The following is a 10,617-nucleotide window of genomic DNA, read 5'->3' as shown; positions in this document are numbered from 1 at the left end:
CGTCGGGTGCGGCGCAGCGGAATCTTCAAAGGGACCGTAGATGACGCCGTCACGAACGTGGCAGACTGCGCAGGTGACCGCCTCCTTTTGGTACTCGGGATCGTAGTTCGGATTCGGTTCCTGAATCGCCTTTTCCACCCGACCCCTCGGGATCTCTTTGATCAGCGTCGGCTGTTGATTTTCCAGCGGCGTGTGGCAATTCAAACAGACCCAGATGTTGTTGTCTTTTTTCCAATAAGCCTGGAAGAACGGATCGTCGTACGCATGCGCATGGATGCTCGTCTTCCACTCTTCGTAGATGTCACGATGACACTCCCCGCAGGATTCGGCCTTCAAGCTCGTGAGGCCCTCGGGAATTTTCTGAAACGGAATGGCGTGAGCGTAGTCGGATCGAAGGCCGAAAATCACCACTGGCTTGATTTCCGTGTAATAAAGATAGACCGCTCCGCTCAGCACGAGTACGGTGATGAGGACTTTTTTCCAGCGCATCATGCCTGCAGAAGCGCCTTGATATGCGCATCGACCGAGGCCGCGAGCGCAGTCAGGTTATACCCGCCTTCAAGGGAAGAGAGCATCCTCCCTTGCGCATGCCGTTGTGCGATCCCTGCTACGATGCCCGTCAAGTCGGCATAGCCCGCTTCAGTCAAACCCATGCTCGCCAACGGATCGTCCCGGTGCGCATCAAACCCGGCTGAGATAATGACGAACTCAGGCTTGAAATCATCCGCCGCGGGAACAAGCGAGTTGAGGAAAATCGCATGGTACGTCTCGTCTCCCTCACCGGCCTCCATCGGCACGTTGATTGTGAACCCCTCACCCGCACCCGTGCCCCGCTCCGTGGCGCGTCCGGTTCCCGGATAGTGGGGATACTGGTGGGTGCTGAAAAAGAGAATTGTCGGATCATCATCGAAGCTGTGCTGGGTCCCATTTCCATGGTGGACATCCCAATCAACGATGAGGACCCGTTTCAGCCCGTGTTTCCTTTGCACGTAGCGCGCGGCGATCGCCACATTGTTGAAGAGGCAGAACCCCATGGCCCGGCCGGCCTCCGCATGGTGACCAGGTGGCCGCACAGCACAAAATACGTGATCGATCTGCCGACTCATGATCGCATCGACCGCAGCCAAAGCCCCGCCGGCTGCAAGGTATGCGGCGTTCAGTGAACCGGGGGACATACAGGTATCCGGGTCGAGAGAGACGCGGCCACTCGCCGGCGAACGCCGATTCAGCGCCGCAACATAGTCGGGGGTGTGCACCAGCGTTATCCACTCGTCTTCCGCCTTGCGTGGGGTTATCTTGATCAGTTTGGCAGCGGTACCACTTCGCTCCAGCTGCTGCATGATCGCACGAAGCCGATTGGGCGACTCTGGATGACCTGCCCCCATATCATGTTCGAGATAGGAAGGATGGTAGATGAAACCGGTTTTCCCCATGACGAAGCCGTAACTCGATGAACTGTATCGTTCCCGCAGAGTCAGATTAGCATGCGGGAATTGGCATAGACAACGCGAAGCTGGCGCTGCTATTGTCTCAACAACAGGAGGGATGCGATGCCCAATCCGAGAATCGAACCACTCAAAAAAGTCCTCGCCATGGACCCGAATGACGACGTCGCCTGGTTTGGATTGGGAAAAGCCTATATGGATGACGGGGATTTTGAAGAAGCAACCAATGCCCTTCGCCAATGTATCACCGTCAAGCCCGCCTACTCGGCCGCCTATTTTGCCCTCGCCCAATCGCTCCACAAACTGAATCGGCACAAGGAATGCCGCACTGTCTGCGAAACCGGGATCGAGGTTTCCACCAAGAACGGCGACGCGATGGTCACCAAGAATTTGGAGATGTTGAAATCAAGCCTTCCAGCAGATTGATCGTTACGCGATACGGGCAAGATTCAGAGCAGCTGGCAAAACGCCTCTCTCTGCAATTCGCTGAGAGCTGAAACTGGATCCGGGTTCTGAATCAGAATCCTGACGCGTGGAAGGTTGCGTTTTTGCCGAGATTGCTCAACCACTTCGACATTCGCCAGCCTCGTACCTGCTTTTGACGGCACAGGGTCCACATCCCAGAGCGAAATCATCACCCCGCTGAGCGAACGGAGCTTCATGAGCAAGAGTGTGACTGAGCCTGCCAAGGTCTTGAGATCAAGATGGATCACTTCATGGCGACCGACCTTCTCGCCCCGCAAGTCGGCTCGCGGGACAGAAATACTGAGGACAACGGGATCGCAATAGTCGGCCAGCTGCTTTGCCTTCTGCTGAATGCGCGCCAATATCCGATGGACTAAAATGACGCCTCGGTCCTCTTCCTCCTCAAGCTCAGCCTCGTGAATCAATCCGCGCAACGGTAATCGTTGTCGTTCGGACGATCCGACCATTGCCGTCACCTCGACGAAAAAACGCTCGCGTCCGATGCGGCATTCAAGATCGGCTGTTCGCGCCTGCGATTCCGGCAAAAACGTGACGCGTGCTCCAATGCGAATGAGTTGCGTGGCCAGTTCCAGCTCAGCCAGGGCGGATTCGCGGACACCATAGTCATGATGGGTCAGGCGGCGAACAAGACGAGATAGCCGAAGATGGCTCGATTGATCGGCGCAGTGGCGGTGAAGCGTCGTCCATCGCTGCTCAAGGTCACGCGAGAGGCCCTGCTCCTCCCGTTTCCATGATGCGACCTGCTCCCGTGATCCTTCGCGCAAGTGCGCGACGAGTTTGAAAGTCTTTCGTGGGCGAAATCGAGGCATGGCTCACACAGGTTCTGGATCCTCGCCGTCGTCCGGTGAAGGCCCCTCCGAGTATGTTTGACTGCGGACAACTTCCTCGTAGACGTCATCGAGCCACCGTCCGGCGCAACCCAGCACTTCTCGTACCAACGGCTCGGGCTGTCCGGTGCGTTTGATCGTCCACTGAGAAACATATTCCATCAAGGACTCTCGTTCGAATTGCCTTTCGGACTGAACAGCCAGGTTGACAAGTTCACCCAGTCCGGTCTTGAGAATATCCGCCACAGTTTCCTTCCCATAGGAAGTACTGGCGGTCACATACTGGACGGCCCGATTCAACTCTTGATCAGTCATCGTAAACTTCGTTTCAAAAGATTTTCACATTCGCAAGGGAGGCTGTCAACGGAGGTTCTCTGTTACATAAAAATGCAATATTTTCTCCTCGCACAGCGAGACGAGATGGTATGATCCGCCCATGCGCTTGATTTAATGAGGAGTGACCCATGGCAGGAGCCAAGAAGAGCCACAGACCATCCGCCAAGGCGGTGCCGGAACGATGGGACTTGAATGATCTGGTGAAGGATCCCGTCGAACGGCTTGACCGATTCCTTTCAAAACTTGAGGCCACGGTGGCTCAGATAGAAGCGTCACGACCAAACATGACGCCGACGATGGCCAGGCAGGCTTTCCAATCTGTCCTCGCACTCAACGAATCCCTCGCACAAGATTCCTCCCGGCTAGGCGCCTACGCCTATCTCTGGTTCTCGGAAGATACTAAGGACGCCAAGGTACGTTCCTACAAGTCGCGTGTCGAGGAGCGGCTGACAGCACTGCACAATCGACTCCTGTTCTTCGAACTCTGGTGGCAAGGTCTCGACTCTGAGAACGCCAAAAGGCTCATGGAGGATTCCGGGGATCTTCGCTATCACCTGGAAACGATCAGACGCTATACGCCGCATACGCTGTCGGAGCCTGAAGAAAAAATCATCAACATCAAGAACGTGACCGGCCGCAGTGCCGTCCATACTCTCTACGACGTTGTGACAAACAGTTTTTCCTTCACCGTCAAGTCGGGTACCAAGAAGAAGACCGTCAACCGCGAAGGTTTGATGGCTTACGTTCGGAGCCCGAAGGCATCGATACGGCAAGCTGCCTACCAGGAGTTGTATCGAGTGTTTTCAGCACAACGGGACTTGCTCGGTGAAATCTACAAGTCGCTGGTCAACGATTGGAAATCAGAGAACATCGGGCTACGGCGTTATACCTCTCCGATTGCCACACGAAATCTCGGGAACGACGTGCCGGATCAGGCCGTTGACGTATTGCTGTCAGTCTGCGCCAAACACGCCAATATCTTCCAGGAGTATTTCAAGCTGAAGGCCCGCATTTGCGGCATGAAGTCCATGAACCGCTACCATATCTATGCCCCCCATCGCACGGAGTCGAAAAAGTACAAATATGCCGACGCGGTCTCGATGGTCCTTGAGGCCTACCGCGGCTTCTCTCCCCGACTAGCCGACCACGCTCAGCAGGTTTTTACGGACCGGCACATCGACGCGCCGACAAGGCCCGGGAAAATCGGTGGAGCCTACTGCTACAGCGTGGTCCCAGGGCTGACTCCCTACGTGCTGCTCAATTACACAGGCGATGCCAGAGACATCGCAACGATGGCGCACGAACTAGGCCATGCCGTCCACGGGATGATGGCTGCCCACCATTCCGTGTTTACTTTTCATTCCACACTGCCACTGGCAGAAACCGCCTCAGTCTTCGGCGAACGCATCCTGTCGGATGCCCTCATGAAGCAAGAAACGAGCAAGAAGGTACGACAGGGACTCCTCCTCAATCAGTTGGACGACATCTATGCGACGGTCTTGCGGCAAGCCTACTTTGTTCGTTTCGAGAAGGCGGCCCACCAGATGATCGCGGATGGAGCGACCGGAGATCAGCTGGCAGAAATCTATCTAGGGGAACTTCGCCAACAGTTCGGCAAGGCGGTAAAGGTGCCGGACGAATTTCAATGGGAGTGGCTTACCATCCCTCACCTCTTCGCAAGCCCGTTCTATTGTTATGCCTATAGCTTTGGCAATCTCTTGGTACTGGCTCTCTACCGGAAGTACCATGAAGAAGGTGAGGGGTTTGTGCCCAAGTACCTTGACCTCCTCGCAACAGGTGGATCGGAAAGCCCTGCTACCATTCTCGGTAAGGTCGGCGTCGACATGAATTCAGAGAGTTTTTGGCGTTCAGGGTTCGATACGATCCAAGACATGGTGCAGCAGCTCGAAACAACTCTCCCGTAGGAATCCCCTACAGGGAAAAGTCTGGAAGCCGTCAAGTGAGGTTACGAGGGCTTGACACGGCATTGACGGATGTGCATAATGATAATGCTTCTCATAATCGTTCTTGTCTGTTTAGAGGACAGAGGCTGCTCATGTATCTTTGCCTGTGCAAGGGAATCACCGAGTCTGACGTCCGGGAAGCTGGTCGATCCGGCATCGTGATGCCCTGCCAACTGAGAGCCAAGTTCGGGTTGAAAGAAAGCGGCTGCTGCGGTCGCTGTTCCAAAAACATTCGGGAGTTCGTCGAATTGGCCACATCCGAGCATCAACTCCCTACCCCATCCGCTGTCCGACGTTAAACCGGCGGGTTCTCCCTCTCCACTTTTTCGCATATGGACACGGTCTTGCGCCAGGAAAAGGTCACCTGACCCTCTGGCTTTCCGGTTCATCCTGAATGTTGTGGGAGTGTTACGGGAAAAGGCTCTATCTGAACAGAGCGGCGACTTCAGCCACGCGCCGTCCTAAGGATCGGGCGTCAGCTAATTCCTTGTTATCGATCCCCGGGCTGTCGCCTTCGGTGGTGGCGGAGGCACCAAACGCTCCTCCCCCACTCACCACGATCATCTGATTGCCCAACATTGCCGCCAAGATCGTCAGCATCGCGACCTCTTTCCCGCTTGAGACCTGGCCTCCGGTCACAAAAGCAGCTCCGATTTTGTTCTTCATTTTGAATTCTGGGAAGACGCCGAATTTGAATTGCCAGTTGTCAAAGAATGTCTTTACGTCGCCTGACATATTCGACCAATAGACCGGCGATCCGACGACCAACGCGTCAGAAGAGAACAAATCGTCAGCTGTCACTTCCTCAACCCGTTTCATGACGACGTCCGTTCCAGGAAGACCCTTGGCCCCTTCTGCAACGGCTTCTGCCATCCGCTCGGTGTTTCCTGTGAGGGAATGATACGTCACCAGCACCTTGACCGGCTTCGCTGGAGTGTCTTGGGCGATCGCGGGGGAAGCCCAGAAGCTGCAACAAATCCACAGAAGAGAGGCGACACCCATCGCCTGTTTCATAGGGGAGACTCAGCAAGTTGGGGGCGATGAAGCTACTCTCGCTCCATGCGCGTTAATGCCGGATCGTTTCCTCGTCCACATGCTCTTCGACCGACACCTCGGTCAGAGTGCCGCGATAGTCACAGCGATGGCAGCGGATCCGCCATTCCTCGATCCACTTTTCCTGCACGTACGATTGGCGGCATTTAGGACAAACAAACACGCCTTTCTTATACAGTACGCGACGCTTTTCCTTCATAATTCTGTTGCTCCTTCCGAGGGCGAGGATGGCACAGCAAAGGAGGTAATTTCAAGGCACCTGACCCATCGGCATCGCATATTGACTCACAGGAGCATGGTATTTAGGATGCGCCGATGCATCGACCTTGCCTTACAAGCGCCCTTTTCTCTATTTGTCTCCTCATTCCTGCTTGCAGCCACGCTGAAGACAAACTCGTCCAGGTTCGACTTCCCGGTGGAGTCATTATCCATGCAGAGATCGCCGACACTCAGCTCAAGCGAGCGGAGGGGCTTATGTACCGGGATCACCTAGCGAAAGACCGTGGCATGCTATTCATGTTCGACCAGGCTCAGCTCTGGACCTTTTGGATGAAAAACACGAAGATCCCGCTCGACATCATTTGGATGAACGAGAATAAACAGATCATCCACATCGCCCGAAACGTTCCAATCTGCACGAGAACTGATGACAGCTGCCCTCAGTATCAGCCGAACGATCCGGCAACCTTTGTATTGGAACTGGGGGGAGGAGAAGCAGATCGCCTCAAATTGGAGAAGGGGACAAAACTGAAATTCGATGTGCCCAAGCTACGGTAGCCCTCACGCCCGCTCCTGCCACGCCCTCACTCGCCGAGCCGTAATCACCCCGTCGATTTTCTCGATTGCCTTTAATACTTGGTCCAAGTGCTGTGTGCTTGAGATCTCCACGATAAAGTCGAGCACGGCCTTGCGATCCTCTCTGGTGGTAATTTCCGCCCGGCTGATATTGGCATGACATTCCGCGATCGCAGACGACACATTCGCCAGGACCCCCGTCTTGTCGACCGTCATCACCGAAACCTTCACGGCATGTGTACTCGGTGTAGCAGAATCCCATTCGACCTCAACCAACCGCTCACGATCATAGTCCAACGCCTCGAGGTTGGGACAATCGATCGTGTGAATGGTCAATCCCCTGCCCCGCGTGATATATCCAAGAATACGATCGCCCGGCACCGGATTGCAGCAGCGCGACAACTGCATGAGCACGTCTCGCGCGCCCTTGACCTTCACTCCCTTCTCCTCAGACCTTCCGACAACCGGCTTCTGTGAAACCGCCTTCTCCTCGGCAGCAGGTACTGTTTCGGCCGAACGGGCTGTCAGCTTTCCGATCACATCGATCGTCGGGAGATGTCCAAACCCCACTGCCGCCACCAATTCATCCGTGTTGTCGTACCCCGCTTTTCTCGCGACTTCTGCCAGTTCATCGGACTTCAGCATCTGCGCCGGCGCCATTCCATGCCGCCGGAATTCCGACTCTAACAACCGCCGTCCGATTTCGATGCTCCGTTTCTGTTCCTCGACCTTGATCCAATGCTTAATCTTCGTCTTGGCGCGAGATGTGCGGACGAACTTGAGCCAATCTTTATGCGGCGTCTGCGTGGGTGACGTCAGAATTTCAACTGTGTCGCCGCTTTCGAGTTGGTGTTTGAGGGGTACGATCTTCCCGTTTACCTTGGCACCGACGCAGTGGTCGCCGACTTCGGTGTGAATGGCGAAGGCAAAGTCCACCGGTGTCGAGCTCTTCGGCAGTTCTTTCACGATGCCCTTCGGCGTGAACACATAGACCACGTCGTGAAAAAGATCCAGCTTGACGGAATCCATGAACTGGCGATTGTCCGGCAAATCGCGATGCCACTCCACAAACTGATGGAGCCAGCCGAACGCTTTCGAATCCCGTTCCGCAACCCGTCCCTCTTCCTTGTACTTCCAGTGAGCCGCAATTCCGTAATCGGCTACGCGGTGCATCTCTTCGGTCCTGATCTGGAACTCCACATGCTCGCCTTTCGGACCGACGACCGTCGTGTGCAACGACTGGTAGAGGTTGGACTTGGGAATCGCGATGTAGTCCTTGAACCGCCCCGGCACAGGCCGCCATAGGGAATGGATCACCCCGACCAGCGCATAACAATTCATCTTCGAATCGGTGATGATGCGCAGAGCAGTCAGATCGTAGACTTCTTCGAACGAAATCGATTGTTTGTTCATCTTTTGATAAATACCGTACAGATGCTTCGGGCGACCGTAGACCTGTCCCGGCAGACCGTTTTCCTGCATCGCCTTATTCACCAGCTCGATGACCTCCTGAATGTACTGCTGGCGATCTTCATCCCGCTTAGCCACACGCGTGCGTAACATCTCGTAGACGTCCGGTTTGAGATGCTTGAGGCACAGATCCTCCAACTCGTTTTTGATCCATCCGATTCCAAGCCGGTTCGCCAGCGGTGCGTAGATTTCGAGGGTTTCCTGCGCGATGGCCTGGCGCTTCGCCGCGCTGAGATGCTCGAGCGTCCGCATGTTGTGGAGCCGATCGGCGAGTTTGATGAGCACGACGCGAATATCATCAGCCATCGAGAGCAGCATCTTGCGGAAGTTCTCCGCCTGCTTCTCTTCATGGCTCCGGAACGTGATCTTTCCGATCTTGGTCACCCCGTCCACCAGGTGCACGACGTCTTTCCCGAACTCCTTTTCCAATTCCTCCGGCGTCGCCACCGTGTCTTCCAGCGTATCGTGGAGCAGTCCGGCCACGATCGCCGTCACGTCCGTCTTTAACGACGTGAGCACACCAGCCACCGCGATGGGATGCTGCAGGTAGGGCTCGCCCGATCGCCGAACCTGCCCTTCGTGTGCCTTGGCGGAAAACTCGTAGGCTTTGCGCACCATTCCCAGATCCGCATCGGAGTTGTAGCTCTTGACACGGTCCAGCAGCTGATCAATGTCCATCACGGTTTGATTAAGCATCCGATGGCCCTTCGCCGCTGATACGTACGTCTCTGATGCGCAACTGGATGCGGTCATAGCCGTTCCAGTGGTTCAGTTCAGGCACAAAAGCCAGATCCACCGGCGTTCGAGCCGGAATGCCTCGGTCGATCAACGATTTCATCCCGAAGCCGATACTGTCGAACGGCATGGAACGGCCCTGTCGCACCGTCATCTTCAAATGCTTTTCACCGACAGTGCGGGAATCCATTACATCGAGCCCTCTCACGGCAAATGTCGGCTCAGGATTTCCTGCACCGAAGGGATTGAGCGCGCCGATTTCTTTGATTAACGTCGTCGTCACCTCTGACAATTGTACCTCGGCATCGACATGCAGCGTGGGCACAATCGCCTCCACGCTCGTCCAATCAGCCACCACGGAGCCAAACCGTTCACGGAATTGGGGGAGATGCGACTCTCGCACCGTCACACCGGCCGCACTAGGATGTCCGCCGAATGCTTCGAGCACATCCCGGCAGGCCGCCAGTCCTTGATACAGATCAAATCCGCCGACGGTACGGGCTGATCCTTTGCCGATGCCTTTCTCGTCCACGGCGATTACAATTGTCGGGCGGTGAAACCGCTCCACCAACCGAGCGGCAGCAATCCCAACCACACCCACATGCCAGCGGCGAGAAGCAAGGACGAGCGCAGGAGGCAGTTCCTGCTCCTTCACCATTGCCACGGCTTCCGACATCATATCGGCTTCGATCCTTTGACGTTCCCGATTCAATTGCTCGAGTCGATCCGCCAGTCTCTGGGCCTCGGCATGGGACTCCGTCGTCAACAACCGGACACCCAGGATCGCATGGTCCAATCGACCTGCTGCATTGAGTCTGGGTGCTAGTCTGAACGCGACCGTTTCCGCCGTGCACTCGCGTGTGATACCCGCCACCTGTTTCAGCGCTCTCATGCCGCAGCGAGCCCCCCGTGACAATTGCGCCAGGCCTTCGCGGACGAAACCGCGATTCTCGTCCTGGAGCGGCACCACATCCGCAATCGTGGCCAATGCGACGAGATCCAACAGGGAGCGTAAGGGAACACCGGCTTCGCCATATCGCATTTCATAGGCTTGAGCCACCTTGTAGGCCAACCCCGCCGAACACAGTCCCTGAAACGGATAGCGTGCACCTGCCCGATGAGGATTCATCACCGCCACGGCGGGAGGCATTGCGCCATCCGTTTGATGATGGTCGGTTACAATCACATCCATGCCCAATTGCCGAGCCAGTGCAACCTCGCAATGCGAAGTCGTGCCGCAATCGGATGTTACGAGCAAGGATACCCCTTCATCATGCAGTCGCTGAACCGCTTCCAAGTTGAGCCCGTACCCTTCACGCTGGCGATGTGGCACATACGCCCGCACGTTCGCACCCAACGAGCCGAAAAACGAGATATAGATACTGGTCGCTGCCATGCCGTCTACATCGTAATCGCCGTAAAAACAGATTGGCTCGTGCATTTCCACAGCCCGATGCAGCCGCTCGACTGCTTCCTCCATATCAGGAATCAGGTAGGGATCGTGGG

11 protein-coding genes are annotated in these 10,617 nt (G+C 55.8%); 3 read left to right on the top strand and 8 right to left on the bottom strand.

Translation table 11 applies throughout. The features are described from left to right. Positions 1-492 (bottom strand): multiheme c-type cytochrome (locus ACWVCN_RS04410; protein ID WP_455244305.1); only part of this gene is annotated, 492 nt, incomplete at its 3' end. Then, positions 489-1,433: a histone deacetylase family protein gene (locus tag ACWVCN_RS04405; protein WP_455244304.1), complete on the bottom strand. Its 945-nt coding sequence runs from the start codon at positions 1,431-1,433 to the stop codon at positions 489-491. The genes ACWVCN_RS04405 and ACWVCN_RS04410, both read right to left, overlap by 4 nt. Positions 1,434-1,550: 117 nt before the next feature. Between ACWVCN_RS04405 and ACWVCN_RS04400 the strand changes: the two genes are divergently transcribed. After that, positions 1,551-1,871, top strand: a complete 321-nt coding sequence (locus ACWVCN_RS04400; protein WP_455244303.1) for a tetratricopeptide repeat protein — start codon at positions 1,551-1,553, stop codon at positions 1,869-1,871. Positions 1,872-1,894: 23 nt separating this feature from the next. On the opposite strand, the gene ACWVCN_RS04395 is transcribed toward ACWVCN_RS04400, so the two are convergent. Next, positions 1,895-2,740: a hypothetical protein gene (locus ACWVCN_RS04395; RefSeq protein ID WP_455244302.1), complete on the bottom strand. Its 846-nt coding sequence runs from the start codon at positions 2,738-2,740 to the stop codon at positions 1,895-1,897. A gap of 3 nt (positions 2,741-2,743) precedes the next feature. Then, positions 2,744-3,073: a hypothetical protein gene (locus ACWVCN_RS04390; RefSeq protein WP_455244301.1), complete on the bottom strand. Its 330-nt coding sequence runs from the start codon at positions 3,071-3,073 to the stop codon at positions 2,744-2,746. Positions 3,074-3,222: 149 nt separating this feature from the next. Between ACWVCN_RS04390 and ACWVCN_RS04385 the strand changes: the two genes are divergently transcribed. After that, the gene (locus tag ACWVCN_RS04385; protein WP_455244300.1) at positions 3,223-5,019 is read left to right on the top strand and encodes a M3 family oligoendopeptidase; all 1,797 of its coding nucleotides are present in this window, start codon (positions 3,223-3,225) and stop codon (positions 5,017-5,019) included. 462 nt (positions 5,020-5,481) lie between these two features. On the opposite strand, the gene ACWVCN_RS04380 is transcribed toward ACWVCN_RS04385, so the two are convergent. Together ACWVCN_RS04380 and ACWVCN_RS04375 are read right to left on the bottom strand one after the other, a co-directional pair. After that, entirely contained in the window at positions 5,482-6,072 is a 591-nt protein-coding gene (locus ACWVCN_RS04380; protein WP_455244299.1) for a flavodoxin family protein, read from the bottom strand. A 52-nt stretch (positions 6,073-6,124) separates the two neighbouring features. After that, entirely contained in the window at positions 6,125-6,310 is a 186-nt protein-coding gene (locus ACWVCN_RS04375; RefSeq protein WP_455243214.1) for a hypothetical protein, read from the bottom strand. Between the two features lie 116 nt (positions 6,311-6,426). Here ACWVCN_RS04375 and ACWVCN_RS04370 point away from each other — a divergent pair, with 116 nt between their 5' ends. Beyond that, positions 6,427-6,888: a DUF192 domain-containing protein gene (locus ACWVCN_RS04370; protein ID WP_455244298.1), complete on the top strand. Its 462-nt coding sequence runs from the start codon at positions 6,427-6,429 to the stop codon at positions 6,886-6,888. 3 nt (positions 6,889-6,891) lie between these two features. Here ACWVCN_RS04370 and ACWVCN_RS04365 read toward each other — a convergent pair whose 3' ends face one another. Both ACWVCN_RS04365 and recJ read right to left on the bottom strand, forming a co-directional pair. Then, the gene (locus ACWVCN_RS04365; protein WP_455244297.1) at positions 6,892-9,072 is read right to left on the bottom strand and encodes a RelA/SpoT family protein; all 2,181 of its coding nucleotides are present in this window, start codon (positions 9,070-9,072) and stop codon (positions 6,892-6,894) included. After that, positions 9,065-10,617 (bottom strand): single-stranded-DNA-specific exonuclease RecJ (gene recJ, locus ACWVCN_RS04360; RefSeq protein ID WP_455244296.1); only part of this gene is annotated, 1,553 nt, incomplete at its 5' end. The genes recJ and ACWVCN_RS04365, both read right to left, overlap by 8 nt.

This window comes from Petrachloros mirabilis, from assembly GCF_975968855.1.
Note: the sequence above shows the minus strand (reverse complement) of the source record. Positions and strands in the feature narration are given on the sequence as shown.

Coding starts and splice junctions, on each gene's coding strand:
- ACWVCN_RS04405 (WP_455244304.1), bottom strand. CDS start 1,433: ATGGGGAAAACCGGTTTCATCTACCATCCTTCCTATCTCGAACATGAT.
- ACWVCN_RS04400 (WP_455244303.1), top strand. CDS start 1,551: ATGCCCAATCCGAGAATCGAACCACTCAAAAAAGTCCTCGCCATGGAC.
- ACWVCN_RS04395 (WP_455244302.1), bottom strand. CDS start 2,740: ATGCCTCGATTTCGCCCACGAAAGACTTTCAAACTCGTCGCGCACTTG.
- ACWVCN_RS04390 (WP_455244301.1), bottom strand. CDS start 3,073: ATGACTGATCAAGAGTTGAATCGGGCCGTCCAGTATGTGACCGCCAGT.
- ACWVCN_RS04385 (WP_455244300.1), top strand. CDS start 3,223: ATGGCAGGAGCCAAGAAGAGCCACAGACCATCCGCCAAGGCGGTGCCG.
- ACWVCN_RS04380 (WP_455244299.1), bottom strand. CDS start 6,072: ATGAAACAGGCGATGGGTGTCGCCTCTCTTCTGTGGATTTGTTGCAGC.
- ACWVCN_RS04375 (WP_455243214.1), bottom strand. CDS start 6,310: ATGAAGGAAAAGCGTCGCGTACTGTATAAGAAAGGCGTGTTTGTTTGT.
- ACWVCN_RS04370 (WP_455244298.1), top strand. CDS start 6,427: ATGCATCGACCTTGCCTTACAAGCGCCCTTTTCTCTATTTGTCTCCTC.
- ACWVCN_RS04365 (WP_455244297.1), bottom strand. CDS start 9,072: ATGCTTAATCAAACCGTGATGGACATTGATCAGCTGCTGGACCGTGTC.